Raw genomic sequence first — 16,299 nt, 5'->3', positions numbered from 1 at the left:
AAGCATTTTGTACAATCCTACTGACATAAAAAAAGGCTAATAAGAAAGCCGTAGCCTCCTTATTAGCCTTACCTATTATTTACTTTTATACTTGCTCTTCCACACTTTCTGTAGTCTCTTCCCCTACAGAAGGAGGCGCCACAACGGTTACTAATATATAGTCATCTTCACTGATGATTTCAACAGGTATTTTTTCACGAATATCTGCTACCGTTAGGGTTTCCCCGATTTTCAATGCTGAAATATCAACATCAATTGATTCAGGTAACGCCGCAGGTTTTACTTTCACTTTCAATTCTAAGTTAGGCTGCATTAAAATACCGCCCTCACTTACTCCAACTGACTGACCAAGTAATTTAATCGGAACATCAGCTTCTAACTCTTCAGCCATATTAATAGCTAAAAAGTCGACATGATTTACTTCATCTTTCAATGAACATTGCTGTACCTCTGACACAACAGCATTCACTTTTTTCCCCTCTAACTCTAGTGAAAACACACTATTTTGCCCATTTTTTTGAATGGATTTTTTAAAATCTTTTGCAGCAATAGAAATTGGGGTTGAATCTAACTTATAGCCGTAAATAACTGCAGGAATGGCTCCCCCTTTTCTAAGTTGGGTTAATGTCGAACGATGCCCAGTTTCGCGCCTTGTAACACTTAATACTGTACTCATACCTCTTTATTCCCCTTCCAAGAAAATTATTTACGCCTTATCAACAATGTATTTGTTGAAGGCTATGATAATATTTAGCTCTATTTTTTAACTTAGAGTAAATATTATTAAGACACATTATCTATTATACCCCTTTGTGAGATGATTCACACCAAAAGCACTCATCTATTACGTCATCTTCACAAAAATGAATATAAAAAAGACAAATCCACCCAAAAAGGTAGATTTGTCTTTAACTCGCCATATTTATTAATCAAATAGAGTACTTACAGATTTGTTTTCATAAACACGAGAAATAGCATCAGCCATTAATTTAGCTACAGAAAGCTCCGTAATTTTAGGCGATTTTTTCTCTGCTGGCAACTGAATTGTATTTGTCACAACTAATTCTTTAATAGAAGAGTTTTCAATACGTTCAATCGCTGGGCCAGATAATACAGGGTGTGAGCAGCAAGCATAAACTTCTTTAGCGCCAGCAGCACGTAAAGCATCGGCACCAATTGTAATTGTACCTGCTGTATCAATAATATCATCAATCAAGATTGCCACTTTACCATCAACATTACCAACAATGTTCATAACTTCCGCAACATTTGGTTTCGGACGACGTTTGTCAATAATTGCAATCGGTGCTTTTAATCGTTCAGCCATTTTACGAGCACGTGTTACCCCACCATGGTCTGGTGAAACAATCACGATTTCATCATCTGGAATACCTTTAGATTTGAAGTAATCAGATAGTAATGGTACCGCCATTAAGTGGTCAATTAAGATATCGAAGAAACCTTGGATTTGAGGTGCGTGTAAATCTAATACGATAACACGTGTTGCACCAGCAGTCTCAAGTAGGTTAGCCACTAATTTAGCTGTAATTGGCTCACGCGCCTTTGCTTTACGGTCTTGGCGTGCATAACCATAATAAGGCATTACAACGTTTACTGTACGAGCAGACGCACGTTTAACTGCATCTACCATAATTAAAAGCTCCATTAAATGTTCGTTTACTGGTGCAGAAGTAGACTGCACGATAAACACATCACAACCACGAATACTTTCTTCAATGCTAATTTGAACTTCTCCATCGCTGAAGTGCTTAACAGAAGATTTACCTAATTCAACGCCCATTTCCTGCGCAATTTCTTGAGCTAATGGATTATTGGAATTAAGTGAAAATATTTTTAATTGTGAGTTTGCATAATGATACGGCATGATGGCCTCCTGTTTAGTTGATAATTATTTTGAATTTAATTTGCTTACATAATTCGGTTTGTTTTCTTGTCGTGCACGAGCTATTGCTAGTGCGTCTTCAGGAACTTCTTTAGTAATTGTAGAACCTGCTGCAATAAATGAACCTTTTCCAACTTTCACTGGTGCTACTAAGTTAGTATTACATCCTACAAATACATCATCTTCAATAATTGTTTTGAACTTGTTTTTTCCATCATAATTTACTGTAATGGAACCACAGCCAATATTGACGTTACTGCCTATTTCTGCATCACCAATATAGCTTAAATGTGATACTTTCGTGTCATTATCTAGCTTGCTTTTCTTCACTTCTACAAAGTTACCAATTTTCACATGGCTACCGATGTCTGAAAGTGGTCGAATATGAGCAAATGGCCCAATAGCTGTATCATCCGCAATAGCGCTTTCACGTACAACAGAAGAATGTACAGTTGTGCGGTCACCAATACGACTATCTACAATTTGAGTATTTGGTCCAATTATGCAATCTTCACCGATAACAGTGGCACCTTCAATCATTGAGCCTGGTTGAATAACCGTATCGCGCCCAATAACTGCGTCTGCGCTAATATGCGTTGTTTCAGGATGTATAATTGTGACACCATTACGCATATGTTTTTCATTGATTCTCGTACGCATTAATGTCTCAGCTTGTGACAAAGCTACACGATCATTGACACCTAATGTTTCTTCAAAATCATCAGTGACATAAGCTTCAACAATATCACCTTGCTTTTGTAAAATTTCAATGACATCCGGTAAATAATATTCACCTTGTGCATTGTCATTTTTCACAAGCTTCAATGTTTCAAATAACAATTTGTTATCAAAGCAGTATGTGCCCGTGTTTATTTCTTTTACTAATTGCTGTTCTGCTGAAGCGTCCTTTTGCTCAACAATTTGCTCAACCTGTCCGTTATCGCCACGTAAAATACGACCATAGCCAGTTGGATTTTCCGCAATCGCTGTTAAAATAGTTGCTTTAGCATTCTTTGCTTGGTGATGTTCGAATAAAGCCTGCATTGTTTCAGGACGAATTAGTGGTGTATCCCCACATACAACTAATGTAGTTCCTTCTTCGTTACCTAAAATAGCCTCAGCTTGTTGAACAGCATGAGCTGTACCTAGCTGTTCGGCCTGCAGAACATACTCGCTTTTATCTCCAAGCTGTTGTTGCACTTTCTCTGCACCATGTCCAACAACCGTTACAATGCGATTTACATCTAACGTTTGAATATGATCCACCACATGTTGCACCATTGGTTTCCCACATACTGGATGGAGCACTTTATATAATTTGGACTTCATACGTGTACCTTGACCTGCAGCCAAAATGACAGCAAAAATATTGCTCATCTGTAAGTCCTCCAATACGCTCATTTTCTCTTATGACTATATAGCAAAATTCATCTATTTTCAAGGCATGTAGAGTTGACAAAAAGATGAATTACAAAATCCATTGCACCTTATGCTCGATTGTCATGAAGTATATCCTAAAATTACTCATATTCTCTTTTTATCAAAATAAAAAGAACCCTTCCTACTAGAAGAGTTCTTCCTCATTTTCTACACATTAATTTGTAGCAAATCCTTTAATAGGTATTTATTCCCTTTTTATTACACACCAATACCCTCTAATTCTTCCTCTTTGCCCGTTTCCTCTATTTCGCTAGAGTTATGATAGGCGTTTAAAATGATCTCTTGAATTTTATTTCGAGTGTCAGAATTAATTGGATGGGCAATATCTCTAAACTCCCCATCCGGTGTTCGTTTACTTGGCATAGCTACGAATAAACCAGTATTTCCATCAATTACACGAATATCATGAACAACAAACTCATTGTCAAGTGTAATGGAAGCAATCGCACGCATGCGACCATCCGTCTGTACTCGACGTAATCTCACATCAGTAACTTCCATTTTCTCACCACCTCTCTTCTTAGATGCCTTCATGAAAATATCATATCCTCAATTACCGAATATTTTCCTTTTAATAGTCTATCAAATTTTCTAAAAAATTTGAATACTTATTAGAATAATATTTTTTCTTATATACGGAATTTTTGACAATTGTTTGTCAGCTTAAAAAAATTCCCTAAAAAGAAGAGCGTTTCTCTTTAGGGAACTTAACGAATTATTTTATTTTACGATTGCGATAACTTCGATTTCTACTTTTACATCTTTCGGAAGACGAGCTACCTCTACAGCTGAACGTGCTGGTTTATGGTCACCAAAATGGCCTGCATAAACCTCATTCATTGCGACAAAGTCGTTCATATCCTTCATAAAGACCGTTGTTTTTACAACATGATCTAAAGAAGTTCCAGCTTCCGCTAAAACTGCTTTTAAATTAGCGAACACTTGATTTGTTTGAGCAGTAATATCGCCTTCCACTAATTCACCTGTAGCTGTTAATGGAATTTGACCAGAGCTATAAAACATACCGTTAACAATAATCCCCTGTGAATATGGTCCGATGGCTGCTGGCGCATTTGTTGTTGCTACTACTTTCATTTGTCATGTCCCCTTTTAGAAAAATAGTTACCTTCACTTAATGCAATTGTACGATCTTTTTCGTTCACTTCATGAAGCTTTACAAGTGAATAATAATCATCTACTAAAGTTTCGTCGGCATGCTCAGCCTCCACAAGCACCGCGATGCCTGCTAGCTGACAGTCAAATTCCTCTAATAGATTTTTCATGCCGTTCATAGTACCACCGACCTTCATAAAGTCGTCAGTAATTAACACACGTTGTCCACTCTTCATGCTTCTTTTTGATAATACCATTGTCTGAATTCTTCTGGAAGAACCAGACACATAGTTAATGCTAACTGTAGAGCCCTCAGTTACTTTACTGTCTCTTCTCACAACTACTACTGGTACATTTAAATGTCTTGCAATGGCATGGGCAATGGATATCCCCTTAGTTGCTACAGTCATTATGACATCAATTTGTTGATCTGCAAAGGCAGAAGCAAAGACCTTCCCTACACGATTTATTAAATCTGGGTTTCCTAGCAAATCTGTCATAAATAAGTAACCGCCTGGTAACAATCGATCTGAATGTTCAAGCTCTGCCTTTAAATCCTGAATGACTAAACGTACTTCTGCCTCGGACATCTTCGGAATATACTTTACTCCTCCAGCAGCACCTGGCACTGTCATCAATAACCCGATTCCTTTTTCTTCGAATGTTTCCTTTACAATCGTTAAATCCTCACTAATGGATGACTTCGCAGATTGATATAGTTCTGAAAAATAAGTTAGCGGGATCAGCTGATGTGGATGTTCTAGTAAGTAGTACGTCATATCAACTAGTCGTTCACTACGCTTCCATTTCATGCGACCCTCTCCTAAACACGAATATTTATAGGTAAAATTAACACAAATTTGCGTTTCTAAGCAAGCGTATTCCGCTCACCTAAAATTCGCACTGCATAAACTTCCTCACAAAAACCACGTAAACCATTATAAATGCGACTAACACGAGCTTCACTATCAACTAGTCCAAACACAGTCGGGCCGCTTCCACTCATTAACGTAGCATCTGCACCAAAGCGTTTCATTTGTTCTTTTAACATCACAACTTCTGGATGTAAGTTAAATGTTACAGTTTCCAAAACATTTCCTAATGAAGAACATAATAGCTCATAATCTTTTGTTTCTATCGCTTGTATCATTTGCTTGGTATTTGGATGTTTCAACCCTTCAACCTTAAGACCCCCATATACCTCAGCCGTTGACACGCCAATTTTAGGCTTTGCTAATACAACCCAACAGTTTGGAGGGGCTGGTAATTCAGCTATTTTTTCTCCACGGCCTGTAGCGAGTGCTGTGCCACCATAGACACAAAACGAAACATCCGAGCCAATTTTAGCACCCAGCTCCGCTAATTCATCTATCGATAACCCTAAATCCCAAAGCTCATTTAGTCCCTTTAATGTAGCTGCTGCATCACTACTGCCACCTGCAAGTCCAGCCGCAATGGGTATTTCCTTTTCAATAGTAATGGATACACCTTGCCTAATGCCGTATGTATCTTTAATGAGACGCGCTGCCTGATACGCAAAATTACGATGATCATTTGGTACAAAATTATCTGTTGAAATAATTTGAATAACACCGTCTTCTCGAGATTCAAGACTGATACGATCAGCTAAATCGACAGTTGTCATAACCATCTCTACTTCGTGAAAATTATCTGGCCTTTTATAAAGTACATCTAATGTTAAATTGATTTTTGCAGGCGCCTTTACATAAAGCATCTTTCTTCCTCCCTTATAGCTACACGTATAAACAGTTCTTTTTTTCGCGCAAGATTATTCATTTTATTTTACCATAATGAGAATGCGAAAATGGAAAAAAAGAACCGTTTACCCTGTTCGGAGTAACGGCTCTCTCTCGTCAGTTGTATTTGTTGTGTCAGTAAGGATTTTCATCCTTGCTGAATGAAACTTTATAAGATGACTACTTTAATAAAAATAGCCTACTTATGCTCTTGCTCATTACTTGCCCGTTCAGCCATTTCTATGGCACGTTTGACCATATTACCAGCATCTCGAGCTTTTATGCCGCCCCAGCCTTCCTTTTGCACAACATCATAAAATCCAAGCTCTTTTGCGATCTCTTCTTTTAATCGAGGTGACATGATACCTTTTCTAGGCATATAAACTCCTCCTTTAACAACTGACGAATTTAGTATGCCCGTGAAAACGCAAAACACTCATGTAGTTTTTAACATACATGAGTGTTTCTAAAATATAGAAATAAGTACTAGAAACTATTTTGCGACAGCAGCTTTTGCTTCGTCTAAAAATGTAATCTCTACTGCTTCAGTTAAAATATCTGTGTAGCTATACGATACGCGCTTGCACGTATTGTCTTCTTGATCGAGCTCTACTACAAAGATAGCGCGATATGTCTCACGTAATATCCCTGCACACTCAACCGTTTTCTTGCGACCACCATTTGCTTTTAATTGCAAACGTTTACCCAAATGACAATCCAACGACTTTTTAATGTCCGCTAAAGTTTTTGGCATTTTCGCTTACACCTCACTACTAACTAGTATAAGCGAATCGCCCAAAAATGTCAACAAAATATAATATTTTATCAGCCCGTTATAAATCTTGTCAACTTATTTTTTATAAAAAGCATATATTTTTTTACATCCACGAAAAAATGTTAACAAAAATTCTTACTTTGCAAACACAGGATATAGTGCATCGGCTAATTTTCCAAACTCTTGAATAGTAAGTGTTTCTCCTCGACGAGTTGGCTCAATTGTAGCTGCCTCTAATGCCTGTAAAATTTGTTCCTTTTGTGCCTTCCCATTTGGTAAACCAGCTTGCAGATTATTGTAGATTGTTTTTCTTCTTTGAACAAAAGATGCTCGAGTCACAACAAATAAAAAATCCTCATCTATTACTTTTACTGGTGGCTCGTCATGCTTGATGAGCCGAATAACCGCTGAATCGACATTTGGTTGTGGCATAAACACTGTTTTTGGTACAGTCATAGCAATATCAGCCTTAACATAATACTGAATCGCAATAGATAATGAACCATATTCCTTCGTTCCAGGCTTAGCCGTTATACGATCAGCCACCTCTTTTTGCATCATGACAACAAAACCTCGGATTGGTAATCGGTCATTTAGCAATTTCATTAAGATTGGGGTAGTAACATAATACGGTAGATTGGCAACGACCATAATATCTTCAATACCTGGCATTTCCTCCGCAATAATCTTTGCAACATCTGCCTTAAGAATGTCAGAGTGGATAATAGACACATTATTATATGGACTAAGTGTGTCTTCTAGCACAGGTAATAAACGTTGATCAATTTCAAAGGAAACAACCTTTTTGGCACTTCTCGCCAAATGCTCTGTTAGGGCACCAATACCAGGACCAACTTCAATTGCGCCACTATTTTCTGTTAAATTTGCGTGACTTACAATATTTCGTAAAATATTAGGATCAATTAAAAAGTTTTGTCCTAAGCTTTTTTTAAATGAAAATCCATACTTTTTTAAAATTTCCTGTGTACGAATTGGTGTTGCAATATCCTTATGCATCATTTTCCTCCTGATCTAACTGTGCGACCGCCGCACCAAATTGCTGTTCTGTAATCTGAAACATTTTTAACCTTTTATGAAGCTGTTTACCGTTTGTAGCACCGATATTTAAAATTTCTCCCAGTCGATCACGTCGCTGTTTTGATTGTGGATAGCCAATCAAACGCGCTGTCATTAAATCTTCCAGTGTAATATCATCTTCGTTTGGCACATCTTGTTTAGGGGTATAGACATGTCGTAATGCTTCACGTATATCATCGTCAGCTGCATGCTCAATCCCCAAGCCTTTACCATTCTTCGCAATTGTTTTGGCTTTTGGTAAAAAGGCATGTTTCACTCCTTGAACACGCTCTTCAATAATGGCACGTATTCGACGTCCTGGGTAGTCAGGATCCGTAAATACAATAACACCACGCTTTTCTTGAGCATGTTGGATTCGCTTCAATGTTTCTTCAGAGATAGCAGATCCATTTGTTTCTATAGTATCTGCTTGTACGGCACGCTTAATAGCTGTCGTATCATCTTTTCCTTCAACGACAATGATTTCTTTTATTTGCAAAAAGACTCCTCTTTTCTATCTACCTTATCTTCTGACCATTTTACAACTGCAAGATACCGTTTGTACAGAAATACAGGGTTTGAACGAGCCTTCTAGCGAACGTACCGTCAAACATTGCTAATAATTAGCATTCCAACGCCTTCTTTCAAGGGGCGTTTGTTGTACTTACTGTTTAAACAGTTGTTAAAACAAAAAAAAGCCTCCCTGCCAGTCAAAACAGGAAAGCTCCATTAGTGAAATAACATTTTGATTAATTTTACAATTTTTTTAATTTAATACTTTAATACGCACTTTCTTACGTCCCCAGTTACGTGCCTGAGCATCTGTTTGTACAAGTATATCGATCTTATTACCCTTAATTGAGCCACCAGTATCTCCAGCGATAGCTGTACCATAGCCTTCAACCCATACTTTTGAGCCTAATTTAATAACAGAAGGGTCAACTGCGATTACCTTCATACCAGAATTTGAACGCAAGTTTATACCAGTTGCTGATGTACCAGTACAACCGTTGCAATATGGTGTATAAGCTGTTGCCGTTACATAGAATTCTTTACCACTAGCTGGCTCTGCTGAACCACGTGACACAGTTGCTGCACTTGCAACGACTGTTTTTGTGCCAACTGCAACGACTTGTTTTTTTGGCTCTTTTAAAACTGCCTCTGCTTGTAGGTTTTTAGCTACAACCTTGCCATTTTCTTTGACAACTTCATACGTACGAGAAATTGAGCCCTTCTCGCCCGTTGCCACTACCTTTTGTTTCCCCTTTTGCAATGAAGCATCCTGCTTCTTTTCAACTGCGAAATCTAAAGAGTCTTCCACTACATCGATAACCTTTTCTACGCGAACTACTGCGATTTTACTCTGTGGAGTAATAACGTCCTCCAGGTTATTTTCGACACGATCGAATTCATTTAACTGAATTCCTTGTTGTTTTAAAAAGTTAGCGACCGTAGTCGAAGTGGACCATACTTGTCTTTTGTTTACGCCATCGACAAGCGCTACTTGAAACGCTTTTTGAATATCGATTTTGTTCTCTGCTCCTAGTTCAGTATCTAGACCTTGTGCTAAAGAGTCGTGTTCAGATACTTCAATATTTGCTTCCTTCAAAATGTCTTTCACTAGTGTTTCAGTTGTCCAAACTTTTGACTGATTTCCATCAACTGAAATAGTTACTTCTTTTGCCTGTTCCCATTGAATTGCTAATCCATTAACAATTTTGGTGTTCAGAGAGGGTGATATTTTATCATGCGCTGCTACATCTATATTTCGATCTTGTAATAATTGTTCTACAGTTTTGGCATGTGTTGAAACTTCGATTGTTTCTCCGTTTGCTTCAAGCGTTACGGCTTTTTTCGTACCTTGATAAAGTACGAAAGAGATTACAGATACAAACAGGACAAGTGAAATAATTCTTATCACTGCTTGCTTACTCCTCAATGATCCTAAGAACAAGTTTTTCATGGAATTATTTGACATGAAAAAACGCCTCCTTAATACAAGGTTGGATTATACGGACTAGTTTTGGCACTGTCAACCCGAAAGTATTTCTCTGAAAATTGACTTCTATGTTTTTGCCAACCACAAACCCTGTATTGGAGGCATCTAAGCTAGTTAATTGTCAATCCCAAAAAAAATTTTCGCATTGGCGGTAGTTGCTTGTGCAATTTCCTCAATTGTTAACCCCTTCAATCGCGCAATTTCCTCCGCAACTAAGGGCACAAAGCTTGGTTCATTACGCTTACCTCGATGTGGATGTGGCGCCAAATATGGTGCATCTGTTTCAATCATCAAGTGCTCTAGAGGTATTTCCGTAGCCACTTCCTTTGGCAGACGTGCATTTTTGAATGTCACTGGTCCACCAAGACTAATCATAAAATTCATAGCTATACATTCACGTGCTGTTTCTACACTCCCACTAAAGCAGTGCATAACACCCCCTACGGATGCTGCGTTTTCTTCACGCAAAATTTGTACAACATCCCCTGTTGCATCCCTGTTATGAATAATGATTGGCAAACCTAACTTTTGCGCTAATTGAATTTGTTTGCGGAAAAGTGCTTGTTGAACTTCTTTTGGTGACTTATCCCAATAATAGTCCAAACCTGTTTCACCAATGCCAACTATTTTTGGATGTGCAGCTAATTCCTCAATCCAATCTAAATCTTGTTGCGTACAATCAATAGCGTCTACTGGATGCCAGCCAATGACACCATAAACAAAATCATATTGCTCTATTAATTGCATTGTTCTATTAATGGTTTTACGGTCAAAACCAATAACAACCATTTTCTCTACTCTAGCTTCAAGGGCTCTATCAATTACCTCTTGAAGGTCTTCCTCATACTGATCTGCATTCAAATGTACATGTGTATCAATAAACATCTTCATTCTCCTAACATCGATTTTATTAAAATTTATTATTTCATATTTTTCGTAAGCATTACAATTTTGTTACAAACCATTCGGTATTGTGACATTCCACTTAATCGACAATACTTGCAATAATTCTATATACCCATAAAATCACATTTTTCACACCATATAAATTATTTCAAAATAACAATAACCTAATTTCTCTAACAGATTTGAAAAGCCTGCTGAATAATATGTATTCAGCAGGCCTTTCTTAGATTGTTACTTTACTTTTGCACCATTTTCTAGTTTTGGATCAACTGATGCTAATTTTAAAATTCCATCTTTTTCACCAGCTAGAATCATTCCTTGTGATAATTCACCACGTAGTTTAACTGGCTTCAAGTTTGCTACGACAATCACTTTTTGACCGATTAATTCATCAGGTGTATAGAATTTTGCAATACCTGAAACTACTTGGCGTTGCTCATATCCAAGATCCACTTGAAGCTTTAATAATTTATCTGCTTTTGGAACAGTTTCACATGCCGTAACAGTCGCCACACGCAAATCAATTTTCATAAAATCATCAATGGTAATTTCAGGAATTTCTGGGTTTTCGTCAGTCTCTGGAGTCTTTTTAGTCTCTTCTTCTTGTGGTGTTTTCACAGAGCCACGCATTTCCTCACGAATATAAGCAATTTCAACTTCATTTTCCAAGCGTGGGAAAATTGGTATCCCTTTTTCTACCACTTTAATGTTTGTTGGAATAGTATTGCCGAATGTTTCAATTGTATCCCATGCTAAGAATTTGTCATCTAAACCTAACTGATCGATCATACGTTTCGGTGTTGTTGTCATAAATGGTTGTAACATGACAGCAATTTGGTGTAAGCTCTCTGCCAAATTTCGCATAACGGCTCCTAATTTTGGCTTATCTGACTCTTCTTTTGCTAACACCCAAGGCTGTGTCTCATCTATATATTTATTAGTACGCGACACCAGTGTCCATAAGTCAGCAAGAACAACACTAAATTGCATTTTTTCCATACTTTCTTCATATTTAATACGCACCGACTCAGCTTGCTCTTTTAATGCTGCATCAAATTCTGTCGATTGAAGATTTTCTGTAGGAATAATACCATCAAAATATTTATTAATCATTGAAATAGTTCGATTTAGTAAATTTCCTAAATCGTTCGCCAAATCAAAGTTTGTACGTTCAATAAATGATTCTGGCGAAAATACACCATCAGAGCCGAATGGTAATTCACGTAAAAGGAAGTAACGTGTCGCATCTAGGCCATAACGTTCGATTAACATTTCTGGATAAATGACATTGCCTTTTGATTTAGACATTTTACCGTCTTTCATCATAATAAAACCATGTGCAAATACTTTTTTCGGTAATGGTAAATCTAACGCCATTAAGAAAATTGGCCAATAAATTGTATGGAAGCGCACAATATCTTTCCCTACTACATGTACGTCTGCTGGCCAGTACTTGTTGAATAGTGTTTCATCGTCAGACAGGTACCCTAGAGCTGTAATATAATTCGTTAATGCATCCACCCATACATAAATGACATGCTTTGGATCCCCAGGTACTTTAATCCCCCAATCGAAGGACGTTCTTGATACTGATAAATCTTCTAGCCCTGGTTTAATGAAGTTATTAATCATTTCATTTTTTCGTGATTCTGGCTCAATGAATTCTAGGTTTTCTTCATAATAAGTTAATAAACGATCTGCGTATTTCTTCATATTAAAGAAGTACGATTCTTCTTTTACTTTGTGTACTGGTCGACCACAGTCTGGACAGTTCCCATCAACTAATTGAGTTTCTGTAAAGAATGACTCACATGGTGTACAATACCAGCCTTCATATTCGCCTTTATAAATATCACCATTATCTAAAAACTTTTGGAAAATCTTTTCGACAGCTTTCGTATGTCGCTCTTGCGTCGTCTGTATAAAATCATCATAAGAAATATCCATTAAAGACCAAAGCTTTTTCGCAGCATCTGCAATTTCATTTACATAATCTTGAGGGTGTTTCCCCGCTTCAGCTGCTTTTTCTTGTATTTTTTGCCCATGTTCGTCCATTCCTGTTAAAAAACGAACATCATAACCACGTAAACGTTTATAGCGTGCAATAGTATCAGATGCAACGGTTGTATATGCCGTACCAATATGAAATTTCCCACTTGGATAGTAAATGGGTGTTGTTATATAGAATGTTTTTTGTTTTTCACTCACAAGAACTGCCTCCATTGTTTTACAATATACTTTCTATTCTAACGAAGTACCAAATTCGTTTCAATGAAAGTTTATCATATGCGAAAATTGTCGAATAATATATTGAATCCATTAAATGACTTAAATAAGAATCTTTTTTACTATTGTTGAAAATATTTATTAAAAACCTTTTAAAATGAATAAAATAACTGCATTCTTCTCAAAAAAATTTTTTAGAAAGCATAATATTAGTGTATTAATTAATTGACGTTTATGGCATTACTTGGTATGATAACTATCAGACAAGGAAATTATGTCGAAATTTGACGAAATACCAATATAACTTTTAATAATTAGGAGGAAATCTATTATGAAATCAACAGGGATTGTTCGTAAAGTCGATGAGTTAGGTCGTGTAGTAATTCCTATCGAGTTACGCCGTACGCTAGGTATTGCTGAAAAGGACGCTTTAGAAATCTATGTGGATGACGATAAAATCATCTTAAAAAAATATATGCCTAATATGACATGTGCTGTTACTGGTGAAGTTTCCGATGATAACTTCCGTCTAGTTGGAGGCAAATTAATTTTAAGTCCAGAAGGCGCTGAAATGTTAGTAAAAGAAATCCAATCTAATTTAAAAAAATAATTGATTGCTCACCTAAATCAAATACAATGATTTAGGTGTTTCTATTTATATAATTTACTATACCCAATTTCTAAACCCCTTATAATGTCCATGTCAGACCTTTCTATTTAAGGGTACTATTATTTACAGTTATTATCAATTTAAAATCAAATAAAGAGCTACCTTAGTAAGGTAACTCTTTACTATTATTGACTATGATATTCATTATAAACATCTCTTTTAGCTACTTGTCTCAACTTGGCTACTTCCTTAATGGCTTCTTTTGATGTTATATTCGATTGATCCATGATGAAATCAACATGTTCAATAATGGACATTGTCTCCCAATAGGCTTTTGCATGTTCATCTTCCTCTTCGGCAGAGCTATTGCCTTCAAGAACAATACAAAACTCTCCACGAATCTCCTGGGTTTGCGACCATTCTACAGCTTCAGCCAATGTGCCGCGTAAAAATTCTTCAAATTTCTTTGTCAGCTCACGCGCGAGGACAACGCGACGGTTTCCGAGTATTGCTTCCATATCCTTTAATGTATCTTTTAAGCGATGAGGTGCCTCATATAATAAGATAGTTTCTTGACGTCTTTTTAATTGCTCTAACTGCTGGCGTCGATCTTTTTTTCCACGATTCAAAAACCCATAAAAGAAAAATGGCTGTGGTGTTAATCCAGAGGCAATTAATGCTGAAATCGCAGCATTGGGACCTGGCACTGGTACAACTGGAAAGTTTTGAGCAATTGCTTTTTCAACTATGTCCGCACCTGGATCAGAAATACAAGGTAAACCTGCATCACTTACTAATGCAATTGTTTTCCCTTCGTGAAGCATAGATAATAATTTTTCGCCACCTACTGCTAAATTATGTTCATGGTAACTGATTAATGGTGTTTCGATATCAAAGTAATTACATAGCTTCTTTGTATTTCTAGTATCTTCTGCCGCAATAATATCGGCTTCTTTTAAAATGCGAAGTGCACGTACACTCATATCCTCTAGATTTCCAATAGGCGTTCCTACCAGATATAAACAACCTGTCAGATCGTGTATTGTACTTTTTTGTGATTTCACGATTCACCCCTCCTTATATAGTTTATTTTCTGCATTCTTGTTAATTGCTTAAAAGCATATTCAGCACGCATTGCTTCTTGCTTTGTCTCAAACATTTCTTTATAAATACATTTCACTGGGCCTCTAGCTCTTGTATATTTTGCCCCTTTACCAGCGTTATGTACAGCAACACGCTTTTCTATATTATTTGTATACCCTGCATAAAGGGTTTGATCCGCACACTCTAGCACATAAAAGTAGTGATTACTGCTCTTTTCCATAAAGAATGTCTCTCACTTCTGCTGTATATTCGTTATTGCCATCATAGACATACAAGGGTGGCAAGATTTTTAAATCTGGTTTTCCATCTTTTATTCCTTCTATTAATAATGTATTGGCTTCTTTGCCTTCTTTCGGATAAATGAGTTGCATCCGTTTGGGCTCTAAGCGATTTGCTCGCATAGCTGTAACAATATCTAATAATCGACCTGGACGATGGACAAATGCCGCCTTGCCACCTTGCTTTAATAATTTACTTGCAGATTGGATGGCTTCTTCTAATGTTAAATATAATTCATGTCGTGCAATGGCATGATGTTCACTGAGATTTTTATCACTTGCTTCATGTGCTAAAAAATAGGGAGGATTGCAGGTAACAACATCATACTGTTCTATGCCTAAGTGTTTTGGTATTTCTTTTACATCACCAAGAATCATTTGAATTTGGTTTTCCAGTTGATTGTAATGGATGCTTCTCTCTGCCATATCAAATAAACGGGGCTGAATCTCAACTCCCGTAATTTCCCCTTTTGTACGTGCACTTAAAAAGAGAGGAATTACGCCATTTCCTGAGCATAAATCAACAATTTTTCCCTTATGATAGGGAATATTGACAAACTTTGAAAGCAACACTGCGTCTAACGAAAACGAAAAGACGGAGGGACTTTGAATAATACGCAAATTCTCCGCCAATAAATAGTCTAATCGCTCATCATCCTTTAACCATTTTTCCATGCTTATTCCTCCTACGCTACAAAACAAAAGACTGATACCACCGTAGTGGGAATCAGCCTTCTATTACACATTTTGTTTATTTAAAAATGATAGACAAAACAGACAATCTTCACCTTTACGTGAACTTCCAAAATGAACATGACAAACGTGGAAGCCTTCCTGGTATAAGCGAGCTAGGTTATCATAACCTTCACCTATATCTAGAGGACTCTCTTTCTTTACTTCAGCAGCTTGTACGGAGTTTGTATTAGAAAGTAGTTCTTCCAGACGTGTACGAAGATGATGATTTTCTGTTTCAAGCGCCTTATGCTCTTCCATCATTAACGCTACAAATTGTTTCAATGCACCAAATTGCTCCTGCATTGCTTCGAGCTGTTGTTCGAACTCCATAACGGTATCCAAGAAATTACGGTCCTTCACCCAAGCCACCTCGTTA

19 protein-coding genes are annotated in these 16,299 nt (G+C 37.0%); 1 reads left to right on the top strand and 18 read right to left on the bottom strand.

Features of this window, described 5'->3' with window-relative positions:
* Positions 1 to 85: 85 nt before the first annotated feature.
* The 14 genes from NST76_RS00390 to metG form a co-directional block, all read right to left on the bottom strand.
* On the bottom strand, positions 86 to 676 hold the full coding sequence (locus NST76_RS00390) for a 50S ribosomal protein L25/general stress protein Ctc (RefSeq protein ID WP_036122334.1): 591 nt from the start codon (positions 674 to 676) through the stop codon (positions 86 to 88).
* A 249-nt stretch (positions 677 to 925) separates the two neighbouring features.
* Positions 926 to 1,885: a ribose-phosphate diphosphokinase gene (locus tag NST76_RS00385; protein ID WP_036122331.1), complete on the bottom strand. Its 960-nt coding sequence runs from the start codon at positions 1,883 to 1,885 to the stop codon at positions 926 to 928.
* 24 nt (positions 1,886 to 1,909) lie between these two features.
* The gene (glmU, locus tag NST76_RS00380; protein WP_141905714.1) at positions 1,910 to 3,280 is read right to left on the bottom strand and encodes a bifunctional UDP-N-acetylglucosamine diphosphorylase/glucosamine-1-phosphate N-acetyltransferase GlmU; all 1,371 of its coding nucleotides are present in this window, start codon (positions 3,278 to 3,280) and stop codon (positions 1,910 to 1,912) included.
* A gap of 261 nt (positions 3,281 to 3,541) precedes the next feature.
* Positions 3,542 to 3,844, bottom strand: a complete 303-nt coding sequence (spoVG, locus tag NST76_RS00375; RefSeq protein ID WP_036122325.1) for a septation regulator SpoVG — start codon at positions 3,842 to 3,844, stop codon at positions 3,542 to 3,544.
* Between the two features lie 219 nt (positions 3,845 to 4,063).
* Positions 4,064 to 4,438, bottom strand: a complete 375-nt coding sequence (locus NST76_RS00370; RefSeq protein WP_141905713.1) for a RidA family protein — start codon at positions 4,436 to 4,438, stop codon at positions 4,064 to 4,066.
* Entirely contained in the window at positions 4,435 to 5,268 is an 834-nt protein-coding gene (purR, locus tag NST76_RS00365) for a pur operon repressor (RefSeq protein ID WP_004229190.1), read from the bottom strand. Before purR ends, NST76_RS00370 begins: the two co-directional genes overlap by 4 nt.
* 56 nt (positions 5,269 to 5,324) lie before the next feature.
* Entirely contained in the window at positions 5,325 to 6,191 is an 867-nt protein-coding gene (ispE, locus tag NST76_RS00360) for a 4-(cytidine 5'-diphospho)-2-C-methyl-D-erythritol kinase (protein ID WP_036122319.1), read from the bottom strand.
* Between the two features lie 221 nt (positions 6,192 to 6,412).
* Positions 6,413 to 6,592, bottom strand: a complete 180-nt coding sequence (locus NST76_RS00355; RefSeq protein ID WP_036122317.1) for a small, acid-soluble spore protein, alpha/beta type — start codon at positions 6,590 to 6,592, stop codon at positions 6,413 to 6,415.
* Between the two features lie 114 nt (positions 6,593 to 6,706).
* Positions 6,707 to 6,967, bottom strand: coding sequence for a Veg family protein (locus NST76_RS00350; protein ID WP_004229199.1), 261 nt, complete (start codon positions 6,965 to 6,967; stop codon positions 6,707 to 6,709).
* Between the two features lie 156 nt (positions 6,968 to 7,123).
* The gene (gene rsmA, locus NST76_RS00345; protein WP_036122314.1) at positions 7,124 to 8,005 is read right to left on the bottom strand and encodes a 16S rRNA (adenine(1518)-N(6)/adenine(1519)-N(6))-dimethyltransferase RsmA; all 882 of its coding nucleotides are present in this window, start codon (positions 8,003 to 8,005) and stop codon (positions 7,124 to 7,126) included.
* Positions 7,998 to 8,564, bottom strand: coding sequence for a ribonuclease M5 (rnmV, locus tag NST76_RS00340; protein WP_036122312.1), 567 nt, complete (start codon positions 8,562 to 8,564; stop codon positions 7,998 to 8,000). Before rnmV ends, rsmA begins: the two co-directional genes overlap by 8 nt.
* Positions 8,565 to 8,831: 267 nt before the next feature.
* Positions 8,832 to 10,043, bottom strand: a complete 1,212-nt coding sequence (locus tag NST76_RS00335; RefSeq protein ID WP_036122310.1) for a G5 and 3D domain-containing protein — start codon at positions 10,041 to 10,043, stop codon at positions 8,832 to 8,834.
* A 135-nt stretch (positions 10,044 to 10,178) separates the two neighbouring features.
* Positions 10,179 to 10,949, bottom strand: a complete 771-nt coding sequence (locus NST76_RS00330; RefSeq protein WP_271912007.1) for a TatD family hydrolase — start codon at positions 10,947 to 10,949, stop codon at positions 10,179 to 10,181.
* Between the two features lie 252 nt (positions 10,950 to 11,201).
* Positions 11,202 to 13,178 (bottom strand): methionine--tRNA ligase, encoded by a 1,977-nt coding sequence (gene metG / locus NST76_RS00325; RefSeq protein WP_170829913.1) that lies wholly within the window; start codon positions 13,176 to 13,178, stop codon positions 11,202 to 11,204.
* Between the two features lie 349 nt (positions 13,179 to 13,527).
* On the opposite strand from metG, the gene NST76_RS00320 reads away from it, so the two are divergent.
* A complete protein-coding gene (locus NST76_RS00320) occupies positions 13,528 to 13,806 on the top strand; it encodes an AbrB/MazE/SpoVT family DNA-binding domain-containing protein (protein WP_004229214.1) in 279 nt (92 codons plus the stop codon).
* 185 nt (positions 13,807 to 13,991) lie between these two features.
* Here the strand turns inward: NST76_RS00320 and rsmI are convergent, their stop codons facing one another.
* From rsmI to yabA, 4 genes are all read right to left on the bottom strand, one after another.
* A complete protein-coding gene (gene rsmI, locus NST76_RS00315; protein ID WP_058844484.1) occupies positions 13,992 to 14,870 on the bottom strand; it encodes a 16S rRNA (cytidine(1402)-2'-O)-methyltransferase in 879 nt (292 codons plus the stop codon).
* Positions 14,867 to 15,130 carry a GIY-YIG nuclease family protein gene (locus NST76_RS00310; protein ID WP_036122300.1) on the bottom strand — a complete coding sequence of 88 codons (264 nt, stop codon included), beginning with the start codon at positions 15,128 to 15,130 and terminating at the stop codon, positions 14,867 to 14,869. Before NST76_RS00310 ends, rsmI begins: the two co-directional genes overlap by 4 nt.
* On the bottom strand, positions 15,114 to 15,863 hold the full coding sequence (locus tag NST76_RS00305) for a tRNA1(Val) (adenine(37)-N6)-methyltransferase (protein ID WP_036122296.1): 750 nt from the start codon (positions 15,861 to 15,863) through the stop codon (positions 15,114 to 15,116). Before NST76_RS00305 ends, NST76_RS00310 begins: the two co-directional genes overlap by 17 nt.
* 63 nt (positions 15,864 to 15,926) lie before the next feature.
* Positions 15,927 to 16,283, bottom strand: a complete 357-nt coding sequence (gene yabA, locus NST76_RS00300; protein ID WP_004229222.1) for a DNA replication initiation control protein YabA — start codon at positions 16,281 to 16,283, stop codon at positions 15,927 to 15,929.
* Positions 16,284 to 16,299 lie beyond the last annotated feature (16 nt).

Origin of the sequence: Lysinibacillus sp. FSL W7-1291, assembly GCF_038593415.1 — a bacterium.
GTDB classification, from domain to species: domain Bacteria; phylum Bacillota; class Bacilli; order Bacillales_A; family Planococcaceae; genus Lysinibacillus; species Lysinibacillus fusiformis_D.
The sequence above is the reverse complement of the archived record's forward strand: the minus strand, read 5'-3'. Positions and strand labels throughout refer to the sequence as shown.

Bases quoted from the DNA above. Each gene is read 5' to 3' on its own strand.
- NST76_RS00350 (WP_004229199.1), bottom strand. From the start codon at position 6,967: ATGCCAAAAACTTTAGCGGACATTAAAAAGTCGTTGGATTGTCATTTG.
- NST76_RS00385 (WP_036122331.1), bottom strand. From the start codon at position 1,885: ATGCCGTATCATTATGCAAACTCACAATTAAAAATATTTTCACTTAAT.
- NST76_RS00370 (WP_141905713.1), bottom strand. From the start codon at position 4,438: ATGAAAGTAGTAGCAACAACAAATGCGCCAGCAGCCATCGGACCATAT.
- NST76_RS00310 (WP_036122300.1), bottom strand. From the start codon at position 15,130: ATGGAAAAGAGCAGTAATCACTACTTTTATGTGCTAGAGTGTGCGGAT.
- spoVG (WP_036122325.1), bottom strand. From the start codon at position 3,844: ATGGAAGTTACTGATGTGAGATTACGTCGAGTACAGACGGATGGTCGC.
- NST76_RS00320 (WP_004229214.1), top strand. From the start codon at position 13,528: ATGAAATCAACAGGGATTGTTCGTAAAGTCGATGAGTTAGGTCGTGTA.
- NST76_RS00305 (WP_036122296.1), bottom strand. From the start codon at position 15,863: ATGGAAAAATGGTTAAAGGATGATGAGCGATTAGACTATTTATTGGCG.
- glmU (WP_141905714.1), bottom strand. From the start codon at position 3,280: ATGAGCAATATTTTTGCTGTCATTTTGGCTGCAGGTCAAGGTACACGT.
- NST76_RS00330 (WP_271912007.1), bottom strand. From the start codon at position 10,949: ATGTTTATTGATACACATGTACATTTGAATGCAGATCAGTATGAGGAA.
- ispE (WP_036122319.1), bottom strand. From the start codon at position 6,191: ATGCTTTATGTAAAGGCGCCTGCAAAAATCAATTTAACATTAGATGTA.
- rsmA (WP_036122314.1), bottom strand. From the start codon at position 8,005: ATGCATAAGGATATTGCAACACCAATTCGTACACAGGAAATTTTAAAA.
- NST76_RS00335 (WP_036122310.1), bottom strand. From the start codon at position 10,043: ATGTCAAATAATTCCATGAAAAACTTGTTCTTAGGATCATTGAGGAGT.
- NST76_RS00390 (WP_036122334.1), bottom strand. From the start codon at position 676: ATGAGTACAGTATTAAGTGTTACAAGGCGCGAAACTGGGCATCGTTCG.
- purR (WP_004229190.1), bottom strand. From the start codon at position 5,268: ATGAAATGGAAGCGTAGTGAACGACTAGTTGATATGACGTACTACTTA.
- NST76_RS00355 (WP_036122317.1), bottom strand. From the start codon at position 6,592: ATGCCTAGAAAAGGTATCATGTCACCTCGATTAAAAGAAGAGATCGCA.